Raw genomic sequence first — 15,930 nt, 5'->3', positions numbered from 1 at the left:
TTATTTTACTCAATACTCATGTGAGTATTGAGTAAATATTTTTGAACGTCTTTAATTGGGCAATGAAACAACATATCAAGAATAGACAACCCTGCGATAAAGGGTTTATCTATTGGCTGGTATTGTGCTGGCTTTGATTGTTCATATATAACTTCGATATTTTCTTTAGAAAATTCCTCTAGCTCTAAATAATCTTTTGCACCAAATCCTGACAAGTATTTTTTTGCATTCATTTTTTTACAAATATCTAGAATGAGTTGTGATTTATTGCTGGTCAAGTTAAGTGAAGATAGTTCAATAACCTCGGGCTTAGGTAGGTTGATCGCCTGAAAAATAAAATTTAAAAAAGTCATATTCAAATCATGTAATGTTTTGTAATTACGCGAATATAGTTGCTCAAGTCGAGCGTTGTATTTAGACCAATTGAGTGACTTACCGTAGCAGCTTTGAAGTGATTTGAAGTGTTTTTTACCCCAGTCTTGCGTAATTAACTTTTCGTTAATTGCTTCTGATTGTTTTTTAGAAACGGGAATAGTTAAGCGTATTTCATTAATACCATCACTAATGGAATTCCTGTTTTGTACGCCTCGACGTTGAAATTGAACATTGTCCATAACAACAAAGATATCACTTTGATATATTTTCTTTAAATATGGAGTCCAAGGAATATATTGGCTTTGATGAATCGATATTGTATTCATGGTTTACTTTATATAGTGAACTAAGTGATATTTGCAAATAATGTTACTAATAGCTTGATAGTCTAGGGTTATTTTTCCTAGCGTTAAATTATTAGTGGGACAAAGAGAGCAAAGTTGTTCTTCTGTTGGGATGAACACCGTTGCACCTTCTTGTCCAGCTGCTTCTAACTGTCTAGCGCCATTGTCTAATGGAGTTGATGTAGTATGTATATGGTCGCCTGGCGCAGAGATAGCAGCTAGGAAGACTCCGCCTGGCTTTAGAACTCGATGAAACTCAGCCATTATTTTTTCGAATGAGTTCGGTGTGTTATAAGTTAATGATTGCCAAGCGATTATTGCGTCAAATGAGTTATCTGAATAGGTTAGCTGGGGTGCCCCATCGTATAAGTCCAGTTGAGCCGTAGCATTAATAGCGGTTAATCGTTGATGGGTTAGTTTGATAGCTTCTTGGCTCACCTCTAATCCTGTTACATTAAAGTTTCGTTGCGCTAAATGCATGGTAGTTACGCCACTTCCAAAGCCATAGTCGAGAATTTTATTTATATTATCCTTTAACAAGTAGTAACTCATACGGATAAATGAATCATCAGGATGGCTCATTTGAGCTCCATTTTTATATAGGGTGTCCCATATCTGAGTGTTATTGACTAGATGAGTCATTTAGAACCTCTCTTGTTGAAAATTGATGGTAAGTCTCTTTCATTACATCTAACATGAAAAATGATTTCCCTTGTGCTTTACCAGCACTCTCTAAATTGGGAAAAGCTTGTGTTATTGTTTCTTCGAGTAGTTTACATGCCTGCTTAAACTTAGGCGTTTGAACGGGGAAGCTTGGGCCTAAATATTGATAATGAGAATGTAAAATTCCTTGGTTGTACTTTATTACTGCTAAATCTAATAGTTCTTGAACTAAAGTATGGGCGCGCCTTTCTATCGATTGTTCGTCATATTTACCGTCATTATTTAACACTTCGATAGTTAAATGTGAATTTTCATTAACTCTTGGATACAAAGTAACGCGAAAGGCGAGATGGTTTTGCTCATAATTGTAAAAATAATGGAGATCTGTGTTTAGCTTGTCTTCAAAAACAAAATGGAATAAGTGAATATTTCGCATTTTTACAGAAGGGAGTTGTGGTATTGATACATTCGTCATCTTTGAAAGAGCATAAGGTGAAATCGTCGATATTAGGCGGTCACTAGATACCTTTTCACCATCTTCAAGTTGACAATGCCATTGAGTCTGATAATCGATGTTTTCAATATTAGCACCCGTGATAATACTCACTCCTGATGAAACAAGTTGTTTTGTTAGTGAATCTATCCAAGTTTTCATGCCCGCTTTAGGATAATAAACTGTATTTTTTGAAATACCTTGGGAAAACCTGTGGTTACTCAGGCAATCGTCAAACCTTGATTGAGATTTCAAAATATTTGTTACATATTCATTTCCCACAATGATACGTTGTAAGGAAAATAGCTTATGGGCATCTGTTGTTAGCTCGTTTAGTGGTTCATCGACAAGCTTTTTCAAAATTGGGGAGAATATATTCTTTGTTATTATTGGCCCAAACTCTTGGTTTAGTTGAACTTCACAGGAGCTTTCTTGCGTTGAGTGTTTTGCTTGTTCAGGTAAATTAAATAGTTGAGCACAGACTTCGTTATATGCGCTTTCTTTTAGCGCTCGCATATCCAAACTTGGGCTTTGGGTATTTAATTTATTATTAAAAACATTGCCCGCTTTTATATATGGATAATAAAATGCAGATTGAATAAAACTATCCGGAAACAAAAGCTTATCAAGTGATCGAATATTAGTTGTTGCTAGAAAGTGCGTGCCGTAGTCGAAATTATATCCATTGAACGAATAAGCTGTATTTAGCAATCCACCTAGTCTTTGTTCTTTTTCAATAAGCGTTACTCGATAGTTTTGTTTTGCTAATACTAATGCGGCGGTGACTCCTGCTATACCTCCGCCTAGAACAATCACAGATTTTTTATTCATCGTTTTTATTCTCCATATATGTCATTACAGCCTGCGCTGTAATGAAATCTAATTTAGTATCTATATCAATTGAAGCTTGTGTAGGCATAACGTAAGCAAAGCCGCCTGTATTTGGGAAAAATGTTTTTGTCGCCATAAGCACATCTGATTTTATTATGTATATAGCGCCATTTAACCGATAATATGTGGGCAAATCTTGACTTCTTATATTGGAAATATTCTTGGGCAAAAAATTATCTAGAGAAGCCGATTCATTAAGAGTATTACACCAAAGCGGGGAGTGTTCAGTTTTACATACGGAAACAACAGCGGTAGCACTATTGTCTCTTAATATATTAAAGGCCTGTTCTATATGAAAAGCTGTACGCAGTGGTGACGTTGGTTGTAGTAAGGCAATATAGTCGTAATATTTCCTTATGTCAGCAAGCTGACTTACTGCGTCTATAGCTGCATCTGTGCTTGATGAAGTGTCTTGTGCTAATTCTTTGTCTCTTAAAAAAGGAACATTAGCTCCTGCCTCTCGCGCTACATTGGCAATATTCTCACAATCTGTCGATACAACAACATCATCAATACAAGAAGAATTGATAGCAGCCTCTATGGTCCAGTTGATTAAAGGTTTGCCATGGAGGTTCTTAATATTTTTACGAGGTAGCCGCTTACTTCCTCCACGAGCTAATATTAGCCCTAGCACTTTACTATTCATAAGTTATTTGCTCGATAATGTCAGTATGTCGTGTTGAGCTTGATCGAAATCATTGGTTTGCCCAATATCCAGCCAATATTCATGAATAGGGAACTTTGCAACGTTTTGTTTTTCCGTTAACATATTATTGAAAATATCAGGCATATCTATCGCCGTATTCATCTCAATTGATTGATATACCGATGGGTTAATAACATAAATACCTGCATTGATTAAGAAGTGATAGCTAGGCTTTTCGACAATTGAAGTAATTTTACTATCGGGCCCCTCAATGACGCCAAATGGAACAGTGTATTCGTAAGGGCGTACACACATGGTTGCATCAGCCTGTTCACTATCGTGAAAATCTAACAATTTACTAGCATCGAGTTGCGTTAAAATATCGCCGTTCATTAGAATAAGAGGTAGAGAAGGAATATCAGCAGGTAAAAGGCTTAACGCGCCGCCTGTACCTAAGGGGGTTTCTTCGTGAACATAGGTAATATTGATGCCAAGATGGCTGCCATTACCGAAATAGTCATGAATTTTTTCAGCCATGTAATGGGTAGAAATATAAAAATTTGAGAAACCGACCTTGATAAATTGTTCAATAATACTTTCGAGCATCGGTTTTGCACCGACTTTGAGCATTGGCTTAGGGCAGTTTTTGGTTAAATGTCCAAGACGCGTACCAAAACCTCCCGCCATAATTAGTACTGGATTCTCGAACGAGCGCTGACTTAGACTATCACTCAGTGTGCTAAGTCCAACCACCTTACCTTGCTTTAGTAACGGCACCGCTAGAATATCTTTTTCTTGCATCAATGCGGCTAATTTACTTTTTTTAGTATTAAAAGGCGCCGTAATAGGTGTTGTATTCATGATGCTAGTAATCGACTGTGACAGCGGAGTGTCGGCAATTATTGCGCGTCTAATATCACCGTCAGAAACAATGCCTAATAATTTATCTTCACTATCGACGACAAGCGCAACGCGCAATGCGTTGGTGTCTATTACTCGCAACGTTGATTTAATCGAAGTATCTGGTGAAATTAGTATCTCTTTCCATTTCATGGTGATTAATCCTTGTGAGTCAGAGATGAAATGCTAGTGGGAACATTTTTTATCAAAGAAGGTATTATTACATCTTCCGTTACAGTAACACCTGCGCCTATAATACAATGGCTAGTTAATGTTATATTTTGAATAAGCGTTGCGTTGGCGCCAATAAAGCTATTCTCGCCTATAGTAACACCGCCACATACCACTGCACCGGGCGCTATATGGCAGTTAACACCGATATGGCTATCGTGTTCAACGGTAGCGTTAGAATTTATAATGCAGTGCACGTCAATATCCGATGAGTGATTGATAAATGCCTGCTCTAATATTTGTACTCCTTCACCAAGTACTACGTTAGGCATAATCTTTGCGCTAGGCGCAATAACTACGGCAAAGGTGTAATTGTGCTGCTGATAGAACGTGATGAGTTTTTGGCGAATATTTTGTTTGGGTAATTGCCCAATACCTAAAACTAATTCAACTTCATTGGGATCATAAGAGAGAGCATCGTGATCGTCATCTAACCAAGAAATGTCTGAGATTAAATTATTTGGTAATGGCTGCGGTGCAACATAGGCAATAACGCGACGTTGCAATTGATTCAGAATATGCAATAAATATTGAGCGTGGCCACCACTGCCAATGAGTATGATGGGTTTATTCATCGATAAGCTCACCTATTTCATAATCACGCTTGGCGATTTGAGATAAATAATGCCAATAATGCGCAGGAGATATACCATTACCTGGTCGTTTTATTGCAAGATTGCTTGCATTATACGCTTCGCCTTGTTTAATTGATGTCGCAGCCACTAAGCTTTTTCGTGCAACGGCTACATTTTGTACCTCGCTAACCGTTTGCATTTTTTTTGAGCTACCCATAGCACGTTCAACTTGCCTAATAGCTGTTATCATAGCTGTGAGTTCTGCAGGTTCGAGTGATGCTTTGTGATCTGGACCAGGTAATTCTTTATCTAAGGTAAAATGTTTTTCAATGATCGCTGCTTTATTGGCAACAGCAGCAACGGATACAGCAATACCTTGACTATGATCTGAATAGCCAACGGCTATTTTTAAATGCGCAGCCATTGCTTGCATGGCATTGAGGTTAATTTCGTCAAACGGCGCTGGATATTCAGTGGTGCAGTGTAATACCGTTACTTTGTCCTTAAGAAGTTTTTTGCCTTTATCGCTACGATAAGCGTTAACAAAGGCCTCCAAACTTGGTTGCTGACTTTCACCGTGCAAGTAACCAAAAGCAATAGCGCCTAGCGCTTGTTCTATTTCAACGAGATTCGACATCCCGGTTGATAAGATAATAGGAAGTTTTGACTGTGCATGAGCTAATACAAAGGGAAGATTAGTGATCTCTCCTGATGGAATTTTTAGCATATCAATTTTAATATCATTGATAATAAAATCAAGGCTTTGCATATCAAAAGCTGTTGATAAAAACTTGATACCTCGGACTCGGCAGTGTTCGAGTAACGTAAAATGATCTTGATAATTGAGTTCCAAACGTTTGAGCATATCGAACTGAGACTCTGAAACTCCAGTATTTTGAGTTTGATACGGTGACTGCTTTGCATCTTTTGTTACTAGGTTTGCAGCTTTAAAAGTTTGAAACTTTACAATATCAGCACCAGCGTTAGCTGCCTCATCAATTAGTTGTTTTGCTAATTCTAACTGTCCGTTATGGTTAACGCCCGCTTCTGCAATTATTATTGTTTTCATCTATTTATCTCCTTGATGATCATAAACGCTTCTGCTGCCATACACCCACTTTGAACACCTCTAACTTGGGCTAATGCTCGTATTGCTTCTACGCTTCTTGGAAATGGAAATGGTGCTAATTCACTCTCATAGATTGTTAATATATTCAGTTTTTCGTCTAAGAATTCAGTAATATCTTCATAACAGTTGGGTTTAAACCCTGGATCTTCAGGCTTAAGCGCAAAATCAGTCTCAGAAAGTGTTTCGTACATAAGTATCTTGGAGACAAAAGGACTTCGAAATGATTTACAACAAGCTAATATAGCGTCAAAAACTTGTTGATGATCATTATGTGCATCATTGCGGTAAGGAATATAAACAATACTTGGTTTTGTTGACTGTACATAACCATACATTTCACTGATTATTGTGCTTTGAGATAACAGATCTAATGTCGCTGGAGGTAACTTTAACTGCTTACTAGATGTCATCGGATAACGCTTTATAACTTGCTGTATTTCAGATGAACGTTGAGCACGTTTTTCTTGAGAGTAGGATTCGTTCATTGATGAACAAAGTAACCAATGAACTCGATCACCTTTCGAAATATGTTTGAGTAATGTTGCTCCACAGCCTAATGTTTCATCGTCAGCGTGTGGTGCAACGACCAATATATTTTTCATATTATGTGCTCTGTAGGTATATCAATTGGCGAACTAGGAATATTAACCAAGCAACTTTCAAGCCATAGTGATGTAGATAAGTCACCTTTAAGGCTGTTTTTATACATGGGAAGTTTATGCATTAGTGTCCAAACAGGTCTTGTCATGACGCCATTTTTATTTGTTGTTTGTAATAATTCATCTCGCGCTTCGATGGATGGACATATAAGAGCGTTCAACCAATAGTTTGAGCGCGCATTTTCTGGCTCTGAAACAAATGTAAATGCGCTCCCTTTAAAGTAAGCTTGATAGTGTAATGCTAATTGACGCTTTTGGGTAAGCTTATGGGCAAGCATTTCGAGCTGAGCACAACCTAAAGCTGCATTAAGGTTCGGCATTCTATAATTAAAACCAAATTCATCATGAAAGTAATGATAAGGATGAGGTGTTTTTGCTGTTGTTGTAACGTGCTTTGCGCGTTTTATGTCATGAATATCATTAGCGACTATTATTCCACCACCACCCGTCGTGATAATCTTATTGCCGTTAAAACTAAAAATACCAAAGCGACCAAATGTGCCTGTATGCTGTCCATTATAAAAAGAACCAAGACTTTCTGCTGCATCTTCAATTAAAGTAATATGCCATTGTTGACACAATGTAGCCAGTTGTTCTATTTGGCAAGGATGGCCGAATGTATGCATGGGAACTGCGGCTTTAATTCGCTGTTTAGTGGCTTTATGAATGCATTCGTTCTTGTCATTTATTATTGCATTTTCATTCAAAAATTGCTCAAGGGCGCGTGGGCTTAACCCTAACGTAGATGCATCAACATCTATAAATAATGGCTGAGCCCCTAACTGAGAAATCGAATTACAGGTAGCTACGAAAGTTAAAGCTTGAGTGATAACTAAATCATTCATGGTTACTTCACTTAAATAAAGAGCTGTATAGAGCGAAGCTGTGCCGTTGACTGTTGCAACTGCGCCGTTAGTTCTTGTATAAGCGCTAACTCTTTTTTCAAATTGATCGACAAAAGAACCAACTGAGGAAACAAAAGTAGAATCGATTGTTTCGTTAACATATTGCTTCTCATTTCCATCAAAAGTCGGAGCATGCAAAGGAATGAAATCCTTGCTTTGAAAAGTGTCTTGAAAAAAACTAATTAGTGAATTACTCATTACATCTTATCGTCGAGAAATTTATTTAATTCACAATGTGTGAAGTTGGGAAGTAGGGAAACAAATGCGTCAACAATTTGTTGTTTATCCCATATTCCTTCGCGTTGTAATCTAATAATAGTCTCATTGAAGCAGTCAAGTGTAGCGTGATCTTGTTGTATTTGGTTCTTAATGATACCGATGGTATTAAATCTTTGATAGTCAACAAATTCTGTTTCTGTAAAAAACTCTTCTTTGTCTTTTTCTCCTGTTGTGGTGCTTTGAGTGAAAAAGCAAGGCCATTGATTGTTAATGGGGAGTTTTAAGGCAGCAGTACGAGCTTGATCTTCAGTATCACAAATTAGGGGAGTTAATTGATGCTGTGACAAAAATTTTATTGCAATATCTTTAAATGATTGAAGGTGGTCGTCCTCGTCAAGAGTTGGAAAAAATATATCTCGATTTTCACCTAACAAACATGACAATAAACATAATTCTCCGGCTTCTTTAGGTGTGACGAAGTAACGATATATATCACTGGGAGCAACAAGTGGTTGCCCTTTGGCTAATCGTTGTGAAAAACTATGACCGAGAGAACCATCTGAACATAATACGTTAGCGAATCGTGCTGTAGATATATTGATATGAGCACTTGCTCTGTTCAGATACAGCTCCATGATACGTTTGGATGCTCCCATCATGTTAACGGGGTTTGTTGCTTTATCAGTAGATACACAAAAGTATTTTTTTACTTTTGAATCTATCGCTTTTTGTAATGTTTTTTGAGTATTCATGATATTGACGTCAATTAAACGCATCAATGTATAGGGGTCACGTTCTGACCTAACGTGTTTTAGCGCTGATAGGTTAAGAATGTAATCATACTCACCATCGTTCTCATAAAATGCATCATAAGTTTTCGTACCTATATCTAAACAAAAGGTTTTAAACTCACCATTGATATAGCCGTAACTACTTCGGACATCTCTTACTAATTCAGCTAAGTTATTCTCATTGATATCAACAATATGTAGTTTCTTAGGTTGGCGAGAAAAAAGTTCTTTACTAACTGCTTGGCCAATGGTTCCTGCTCCTCCTAAGACCAAAAACTTACTGTCACGAATAATTCGTTGAAGCGTTGCCTCATGTTGCGAGATATCGTTACTAAATAAGTGATGTTCTCTATCTATTAACGAGAAAATTGAGTTCATTTGAAATCCAATATGAATAATATATTTACAAACAGTCAAAATATTGACTGTTGCTATGGTTTTATTTTGCCAGTTAGAATACTCTATTAGCTCAGAATCAGTAAATCACTTTGTTTTATAAAGGTAATGTCAACAGATGCAAATTTCCAACGCGATACTGCTTTGTAGTTCTAACTCAGTATATTTAGAGTCACTTTCCACTATTTTGGACTTTATTGGCGAAACCATTATAAAAAGTAATAGCATTACAGAACTCGAAGCGCTGATTGTTGGCCAAGAAACCATTTATCGCAGCGTTATTATCGACCATCGAGTGGCAGACTTTAATGAAAATTTGATTACAGAACTTCCTAAACAGTCTTTTTTGATTGCTGGCGATGATGTTGCCCATTTGGCGACTAACTACTCTAACGTTATCGGTGTGATGCCTTACGAAGTCAAATATGAAAAATTGACCCAAGAACTTCATAACTGTCAAGATTTTTTGAATAAACGCCCAGCAACCCATGCGGTTTCTGGCTCATCGTCTATGCTGTTTAGAAGTTTAGTTGGGCGTAGCGATAATATTCAAAATGTTCGTGTGCTGATTGAGCAAGTTGCACAAACTGATGCTAACGTGCTTGTACTTGGTGAATCAGGAACAGGTAAAGAAGTTATTGCCCGCAATGTTCACTATTATTCTAAACGACGAGAAGGCCCGTTCATTCCGGTAAACTGTGGTGCGATTCCGCCAGAGTTATTAGAAAGTGAATTGTTCGGTCATGAAAAAGGCGCGTTTACTGGGGCCTATACCGCACGAAAAGGGCGTTTTGAATTAGCCGAAGGTGGTACATTATTTTTGGATGAAATTGGTGATATGCCTCATCCAATGCAGGTTAAATTACTGCGCGTGTTGCAAGAGCGAACCTTTGAACGAGTCGGCGGCAATAAAACCATGACGTGTAACGTTCGGATTGTCGCTGCAACGCATCAACATCTCGAGGAGCAAATTAAAGACGGTAAATTTAGAGAAGACTTATTTTATCGCCTTAATGTCTTTCCTATTGAAGTACCTGCCCTTAGAGAGCGGAAGGACGATATTCCGTTATTGCTGCAAGAGCTCGTCACTAGAATGGAATCAGCATACAATACGTCGGTTCGCTTTACGCAGCGGTGTATGGAGTCGCTAATGATGGCAGATTGGTCTGGTAATGTTCGTGAATTAAGTAATTTGGTTGAACGTTTAGTCATTCTTTATCCAAATAATCTTATCGATGTTAATGATTTACCGGCTAAATACCGCCACCTAGATGTACCCGAATTTGAACCTGATTATCCTGAAGAAATGCAAGAACAAGAAGCATTTGCAGCAATCTTTAGCGGAGAGTATGTTGTTGAGGTTCCAGAAAAAACGGTGATGACAGAATTGCCTTCAGAAGGGGTAAATCTAAAAGAAATGCTTTCTGAATTAGAAGTTGACTTGATTCGACAAGCGTTGGAGCAGCAAGAATACGTCGTTTCTCGAGCGGCAGATATTTTGGGTATGCGTCGAACTACCTTGGTTGAAAAAATGCGTAAATATAGCATGTCTAAGGACGGCTAATCTATCTTGATTCTTTTGTTTTATCGCGGTAATTATACCTAAGTATTACCGCGATAAAGTCATTATTTGCTATCTTAGCTATGATTAATAGGTTTGTAGCCTATTCTCTTCACAAAAAATAGTCTTCAACACTTAATGAATCCTCCAAAATACGAAACACCTTTATACATCGTGAAAACGATCCAAGGCATGTTTGAACATCGCGTAAATGCCATGTTAAAAATGATATTATTGATTTTTTAATGCTAATTTCTCGGATAAGCTATTGAATGTAATATAAATAAAGTTGGCACACTAAGTGCAATATCGTTGGTAAATCTCAAGCAGACAATTTATTGACGAGGCTGTTATGGCACCACAATTTCATCAACCAACGACACCTGGACGCATTTCACAAAATCGTCTGGCACATCTTGTTGATATTCTTCCGTCTGGTGTCATCATTCTTGATGCAAATGGTCGTGTCGAAGAAGCTAATCGTATGGCGTTAGACTTTTTTGGTGATAACGTGGTTGGTCAGCGATGGGCAACCGTTATTAATAGTGTATTTGAACCCCGCGCCGATGATGGTCACGAGGTTTCTTTAAAAGACGGTCGCCGATTAAAGATTGCTATCTCATCACTTGCCCCTGAAGATGGCCAGTTAATATTAGTGACCGATTTAACACAAACCCGTCAAATGCAAAACAATATGGCACACATGCAGCGTTTATCTGCACTGGGTAAAATGGTTGCGTCCTTAGCGCATCAAGTTCGCACTCCGTTGTCTGCAGCGATGTTGTATGCCGCTAATTTAAAAAGTAAGACGATGGCTCCGCAATCAAAAGAGCGTTTTCACGACAAATTGATGGCACGTTTAAAAGATTTAGAGCAGCAAGTAAATGATATGCTGATGTTTGCACGCAGTGATAGTGGTCAACTATCAACAGAAATTTCATTACAGGAAATTCTAAGCGAAGTTCAATCGTCCAGTGACGCCATGATGGATCAACACAAAGCAAATTTAATGGTTACTCTTCCTGATCCTGATCTCTTAGTCATGGGTAATCGTACTGCGCTAAGTGGTGCTATTACGAACCTCATTCACAACGCAATTCAGGCTAAACCACAAGGGCTGATGATGCACTTAATTGCAAAACGTCACGGCGACAATGAAGTAGAGATTTCATTGGTTGATAACGGTCCTGGAATTTCGGTAGCCGACCAACAAAAGATATTTGAACCCTTTTATACGACTAAGTCGCAAGGAACCGGGCTAGGATTAGCTGTTGTCCAATCGGTGGCTAAATCACATCGCGGCCAACTTACTTTGGTATCTAAACAGGGGCAAGGTTCGTGCTTTTCATTAATATTACCGCTACATCGAGAAGCTGCTGTTGTTGTTAAACATGCCGCTGTCGGTTAATCATAGCCAGTTATTAGGAGAAATAATTCTATGAGTTCTCATAAAATATTAGTTGTTGAAGATGATGCTGGTTTACGTGAAGCCCTTGTCGATACCTTGATGCTGGGTGGTTATGAATGTGTTGAATGTGAAAGCGGTGAAGAAGCGTTATTAACCCTTAAAACAACACCTGTTTCTATGGTGGTATCTGATGTTCAAATGGGCGGCATGTCAGGACTCTCCTTATTGAGAAGTATAAAACTTAAATGGCCTGAACTGCCAATGCTATTAATGACTGCTTATGCGACTATAGATGATGCTGTAAGCGCTATGCGTGATGGTGCGTCAGATTATATGGCAAAGCCATTTGCGCCGGAAGTCTTGCTCAATTTAGTGAGTCGTTATTTACCGGTACCTACAATCGCCAATAACGATCCTATCATTGGCGATCCAAAGTCTGTCGAATTATTGGCACTGGCGAAAAAAGTCGCACAAAGCGACGCGTCTGTGATGATTAGTGGACCATCAGGCTCTGGCAAAGAAGTGCTTAGCCAATACATTCATAATCAATCAAAACGCTGTGATAAGCCCTTTGTTGCCATTAACTGTGCAGCGATACCTGAAAATATGCTCGAATCAACTTTATTTGGTTATGAAAAAGGCGCGTTTACTGGTGCGCTTCAAGCCTGTCCTGGGAAATTTGAACAAGCTCAAGGTGGCACAATACTGCTTGATGAAATTACCGAAATGGATATTAGCTTGCAGGCGAAATTACTTCGTGTCCTGCAAGAAAAAGAAGTTGAACGTTTAGGCTCACGTAAAACAATTAAGCTTGATGTACGTGTATTAGCAACATCAAACCGTGATCTACGCCAATCGGTTAAGAATAAAGAGTTTCGTGAAGATTTATACTATCGCCTAAATGTATTTCCATTGGCATGGCCGCACTTAAAAGAGCGCCGTGGCGATATTATTCCATTGGCGGAGCACCTGTTATCACGGCATTGGCAGCAATCTGGCCCAGCGCCAGTTTATTCAACTGACGCTAAACTGATGTTACAGCGTCATAGCTGGCCTGGAAACGTCCGTGAGTTAGACAACGTCGTGCAACGCGCGCTTATTTTGAGTAATGGTGAAGAGGTTGCGGTCAGTGACTTGATTATAGAATCATTGGACGACAATCAAGATAGCAACGAAGATGAAACGCCAATGATGACAGCGGTTCCTAGCAATGTAGTTCATAGTGATGTTCTAGGCAACGAGCTTAAACAACAAGAAAATCAAATTATTATCGATACATTGGCTGCGTGTAATGGTTCACGCAAGGCTGTTGCTGAAAAACTCGGGATTAGCCCTCGAACGCTGCGATACAAACTCGCAAAAATTCGTGAGCAAGGAATTGAGTTACCTGCATAATCGCCAAATATATCAATATCTAAAGCAGACTTGAACTAAGATTTAAGTCTGCTTTTTTCGTGCTTTTAATTTGTGGCAAGGTAATTGCTTTATCTGTCATAAATAACGCAATTGCCAAAAAATTGTCGTTTCAATATTCGGGAGCACAGCCATGAACATCAATACAAACTCAAATGCTATGTTAAGCAACATGCAAAACATGATTGCTAAAGCGCAGATGCAAACGCCAGGCATTAACCAGCCAAACATGGGGAATATTGAAACTCGTCAGGTAACTCAGACCAATGGCAGTGATTTTGCCAGCATGCTAAAAAGTGCAGTTGATAACGTAAATGGCTTACAAAAACACTCAAAAGCATTACAAACCGCTGTTGAAATGGGTGATCGTAGTGTCAGTATTTCTGATGCAATGATTGCCTCTCAAAAATCAAGTGTTGCCTTTAGTGCCACCGTCGAAGTAAGAAATAAATTTGTTGAAGCTTACAAAGAAATCATGAGCATGCCTGTTTAGTAAATTTTGTTAGGTAAAGTCTTTTAAATTATGACATTATTAGCAAGATAGACTACGTCTACGTAATTTTTAAATTTTGGAAGGTAATCCTGTGAGTCAAGCGAGTGAATCGACAGATATGATGGTGTCAGATGACCAACATCCCATCACAACTTCAAATACCGCGATACCCGATGAAAAAACCGGTGCTTTTTCCGGTTTAGGTGATGGTGAAACCATGCGCCAAATCGTTATGGTTGTTGCGTTGACCGTCTGTTTAGCTTTAGCTGTAATGGTTGTTTTTTGGGCGCAAGAGCCTGAGTATCGACCGCTAGGAAAAATGAACACAGAAGAGTTTACAACCACGTTAGACTTTCTTGACCTAAATAAATTTGACTACAAAACTGAAAACCGTGAAATTCTCGTCACCCAAGATGATTATCAAAAAATTAAGCTCGCCTTAGTTAGAGCGGGTATGGATGCGGCGCCTGCTAATGGTGACGATATCTTAATGCAGGATATGGGCTTTGGTGTCTCTCAGCGTTTAGAGCGAGAACGTCTCAAGCATAGTCGCGAAAAGCAACTCGCAAGTGCAATTAGTGAACTTAAAAACGTATCCCGCGCTCGCGTATTACTCGCCATTCCAAAAGAAAATGTATTTTCTCGTCGTGATAAAAAGGCCAGTGCTACAGTCGTCGTTACGCTAAATCGTGGGCGTCAACTAACCCAAGGTGAAGTCGATAGTATTGTTGATATTGTGTCGTCAGCCGTGCCGTCGCTGGAACCAGGTCGTGTATCTATTGCCGATCAAGCAGGACGTTCTTTAAAATCAGGTAACGAAGATCCTTCAAGTATTCGTAGTCGTAAAGAATTCGAGCAAGAAAAGAAACAAGAAGGTGCTTATTTATCGAAAATTGATACGATTTTGATTCCCGTTGTCGGTTTAGGGAATTACACGGCACAAGTTGATGTTTCAATGGATTTCACTGCCGTTGAAGAAACGCAGCAACGCTATAATCCTGACTTACCCGCTATACGAAGCGAACGAACGTCTGAAAACAGCAATGTTGGCAATGTTATTAGTGGTGTTGCTGGTGCTTTAAGCAATCAGCCGCCATTGGAATCAGAAATTCCTCAACAAGCGAGCGAGCTGCAAGGTAATGAAAGTAGCAGCGGTCAGCCTGGACAATTTCAAAAAGAAGCGACTCGCAACTTTGAGTTAGACACTACGATTAGTCACATACGTCAACAAGTCGGCATTATTAAACGCGTTAGTGTGTCGGTAGCTTTAGATTATAAAACGATGCCAGCAGCAGAAGGTGGAGAATCGACACAAGCACCTCGAACCGCTGAGGAGCTTGCAAACATTACGCGTTTATTACAAGGCAGTATAGGGTTTAGTCAAGCTCGAGGCGATGTATTAGAAGTCGTCACCACACAATTTTATCAAGAAGAATTACAAGCTGCGCCAGAACCTCCAATGTGGGAACAGCCGTGGTTTTTAAAGATAGCAAAGCTAGTTATTGGATTTTTGTTAATAACGGTAATTATTATTTTCTTAGTTCGCCCAATGCTCAATCGCCTCATCTATCCTGATGCAGAAGAAGATAGCGATGAGATGAATGAAGATGATTTAGCTGACTTTGATGACCAGTTTGCATCTGACACGGTAGACATGTTGGCAGCATCGGATAGTGATTACACCTACGCTGATGATGGTTCGATTAAAATCCCGAATCTCCATAAAGACGATGATTTATTACGAGCGGTTCGAGCATTAGTCGCCAATGAACCAGATTTATCAATCCAGGTTGTGAAAAACTGGTTATATCAAGACAACAACAAGTAACGGATAAGAA

The 15,930-nt window shown here is 38.9% G+C and carries 15 protein-coding genes; 5 read left to right on the top strand and 10 right to left on the bottom strand.

Annotation, left to right across the window (positions count from 1 at the left end; translation table 11 throughout):
* Nucleotides 1-5: 5 nt before the first annotated feature.
* Genes ACMAZF_RS13340 through ACMAZF_RS13295 form a run of 10 tightly spaced genes read right to left on the bottom strand, consistent with a single transcriptional unit; the run spans nt 6 to nt 9,199 of the window.
* Nucleotides 6-701, bottom strand: a complete 696-nt coding sequence (locus ACMAZF_RS13340) for a WbqC family protein (RefSeq protein WP_435274290.1) — start codon at nt 699-701, stop codon at nt 6-8.
* 3 nt (nt 702-704) lie between these two features.
* The gene (locus ACMAZF_RS13335; protein ID WP_435274289.1) at nt 705-1,301 is read right to left on the bottom strand and encodes a class I SAM-dependent methyltransferase; all 597 of its coding nucleotides are present in this window, start codon (nt 1,299-1,301) and stop codon (nt 705-707) included.
* Nucleotides 1,302-1,341: 40 nt separating this feature from the next.
* Nucleotides 1,342-2,706 carry an FAD-dependent oxidoreductase gene (locus ACMAZF_RS13330; protein WP_435274288.1) on the bottom strand — a complete coding sequence of 455 codons (1,365 nt, stop codon included), beginning with the start codon at nt 2,704-2,706 and terminating at the stop codon, nt 1,342-1,344.
* Nucleotides 2,699-3,412, bottom strand: a complete 714-nt coding sequence (locus tag ACMAZF_RS13325; protein ID WP_435274287.1) for a cytidylyltransferase domain-containing protein — start codon at nt 3,410-3,412, stop codon at nt 2,699-2,701. The genes ACMAZF_RS13330 and ACMAZF_RS13325 overlap by 8 nt, the downstream gene beginning before the upstream one ends.
* A gap of 3 nt (nt 3,413-3,415) precedes the next feature.
* The gene (locus ACMAZF_RS13320) at nt 3,416-4,465 is read right to left on the bottom strand and encodes a nucleotidyltransferase family protein (RefSeq protein WP_435274286.1); all 1,050 of its coding nucleotides are present in this window, start codon (nt 4,463-4,465) and stop codon (nt 3,416-3,418) included.
* A 5-nt stretch (nt 4,466-4,470) separates the two neighbouring features.
* Nucleotides 4,471-5,118, bottom strand: coding sequence for an acetyltransferase (locus ACMAZF_RS13315; protein ID WP_435274285.1), 648 nt, complete (start codon nt 5,116-5,118; stop codon nt 4,471-4,473).
* Nucleotides 5,111-6,187, bottom strand: coding sequence for an N-acetylneuraminate synthase (neuB, locus tag ACMAZF_RS13310; protein WP_435274284.1), 1,077 nt, complete (start codon nt 6,185-6,187; stop codon nt 5,111-5,113). Before neuB ends, ACMAZF_RS13315 begins: the two co-directional genes overlap by 8 nt.
* Nucleotides 6,184-6,849 carry a PIG-L deacetylase family protein gene (locus ACMAZF_RS13305; RefSeq protein ID WP_435274283.1) on the bottom strand — a complete coding sequence of 222 codons (666 nt, stop codon included), beginning with the start codon at nt 6,847-6,849 and terminating at the stop codon, nt 6,184-6,186. Before ACMAZF_RS13305 ends, neuB begins: the two co-directional genes overlap by 4 nt.
* Nucleotides 6,846-8,009, bottom strand: coding sequence for a LegC family aminotransferase (locus tag ACMAZF_RS13300; RefSeq protein ID WP_435274282.1), 1,164 nt, complete (start codon nt 8,007-8,009; stop codon nt 6,846-6,848). Before ACMAZF_RS13300 ends, ACMAZF_RS13305 begins: the two co-directional genes overlap by 4 nt.
* Complete coding sequence (locus ACMAZF_RS13295) at nt 8,009-9,199, bottom strand: UDP-N-acetylglucosamine 4,6-dehydratase (protein WP_435274281.1); 1,191 nt, start codon at nt 9,197-9,199, stop codon at nt 8,009-8,011. Before ACMAZF_RS13295 ends, ACMAZF_RS13300 begins: the two co-directional genes overlap by 1 nt.
* A gap of 136 nt (nt 9,200-9,335) precedes the next feature.
* On the opposite strand from ACMAZF_RS13295, the gene ACMAZF_RS13290 reads away from it, so the two are divergent.
* From ACMAZF_RS13290 to fliF, 5 genes are all read left to right on the top strand, one after another.
* Nucleotides 9,336-10,781 (top strand): sigma-54 dependent transcriptional regulator, encoded by a 1,446-nt coding sequence (locus tag ACMAZF_RS13290; protein ID WP_435274280.1) that lies wholly within the window; start codon nt 9,336-9,338, stop codon nt 10,779-10,781.
* A gap of 349 nt (nt 10,782-11,130) precedes the next feature.
* A complete protein-coding gene (locus ACMAZF_RS13285; RefSeq protein ID WP_435274279.1) occupies nt 11,131-12,186 on the top strand; it encodes a sensor histidine kinase in 1,056 nt (351 codons plus the stop codon).
* Between the two features lie 30 nt (nt 12,187-12,216).
* Nucleotides 12,217-13,581 carry a sigma-54-dependent transcriptional regulator gene (locus tag ACMAZF_RS13280; RefSeq protein WP_435274278.1) on the top strand — a complete coding sequence of 455 codons (1,365 nt, stop codon included), beginning with the start codon at nt 12,217-12,219 and terminating at the stop codon, nt 13,579-13,581.
* 151 nt (nt 13,582-13,732) lie between these two features.
* Nucleotides 13,733-14,092: a flagellar hook-basal body complex protein FliE gene (fliE, locus tag ACMAZF_RS13275; RefSeq protein WP_435274277.1), complete on the top strand. Its 360-nt coding sequence runs from the start codon at nt 13,733-13,735 to the stop codon at nt 14,090-14,092.
* A 91-nt stretch (nt 14,093-14,183) separates the two neighbouring features.
* On the top strand, nt 14,184-15,920 hold the full coding sequence (gene fliF / locus ACMAZF_RS13270) for a flagellar basal-body MS-ring/collar protein FliF (RefSeq protein WP_435274276.1): 1,737 nt from the start codon (nt 14,184-14,186) through the stop codon (nt 15,918-15,920).
* Nucleotides 15,921-15,930 lie beyond the last annotated feature (10 nt).

It is taken from the genome of Psychrobium sp. nBUS_13, assembly GCF_051201665.1.
Classification (GTDB): Bacteria; Pseudomonadota; Gammaproteobacteria; order Enterobacterales; family Psychrobiaceae; genus Psychrobium.
Note: the sequence above shows the minus strand (reverse complement) of the source record. Positions and strands in the feature narration are given on the sequence as shown.

Bases quoted from the DNA above. Each gene is read 5' to 3' on its own strand.
- fliE (WP_435274277.1), top strand. From the start codon at position 13,733: ATGAACATCAATACAAACTCAAATGCTATGTTAAGCAACATGCAAAAC.
- ACMAZF_RS13285 (WP_435274279.1), top strand. From the start codon at position 11,131: ATGGCACCACAATTTCATCAACCAACGACACCTGGACGCATTTCACAA.
- ACMAZF_RS13330 (WP_435274288.1), bottom strand. From the start codon at position 2,706: ATGAATAAAAAATCTGTGATTGTTCTAGGCGGAGGTATAGCAGGAGTC.
- ACMAZF_RS13320 (WP_435274286.1), bottom strand. From the start codon at position 4,465: ATGAAATGGAAAGAGATACTAATTTCACCAGATACTTCGATTAAATCA.
- ACMAZF_RS13300 (WP_435274282.1), bottom strand. From the start codon at position 8,009: ATGAGTAATTCACTAATTAGTTTTTTTCAAGACACTTTTCAAAGCAAG.
- ACMAZF_RS13305 (WP_435274283.1), bottom strand. From the start codon at position 6,849: ATGAAAAATATATTGGTCGTTGCACCACACGCTGACGATGAAACATTA.
- ACMAZF_RS13325 (WP_435274287.1), bottom strand. From the start codon at position 3,412: ATGAATAGTAAAGTGCTAGGGCTAATATTAGCTCGTGGAGGAAGTAAG.
- ACMAZF_RS13280 (WP_435274278.1), top strand. From the start codon at position 12,217: ATGAGTTCTCATAAAATATTAGTTGTTGAAGATGATGCTGGTTTACGT.
- neuB (WP_435274284.1), bottom strand. From the start codon at position 6,187: ATGAAAACAATAATAATTGCAGAAGCGGGCGTTAACCATAACGGACAG.
- ACMAZF_RS13315 (WP_435274285.1), bottom strand. From the start codon at position 5,118: ATGAATAAACCCATCATACTCATTGGCAGTGGTGGCCACGCTCAATAT.
- ACMAZF_RS13290 (WP_435274280.1), top strand. From the start codon at position 9,336: ATGCAAATTTCCAACGCGATACTGCTTTGTAGTTCTAACTCAGTATAT.
- ACMAZF_RS13340 (WP_435274290.1), bottom strand. From the start codon at position 701: ATGAATACAATATCGATTCATCAAAGCCAATATATTCCTTGGACTCCA.
- ACMAZF_RS13335 (WP_435274289.1), bottom strand. From the start codon at position 1,301: ATGAGCCATCCTGATGATTCATTTATCCGTATGAGTTACTACTTGTTA.
- ACMAZF_RS13295 (WP_435274281.1), bottom strand. From the start codon at position 9,199: ATGAACTCAATTTTCTCGTTAATAGATAGAGAACATCACTTATTTAGT.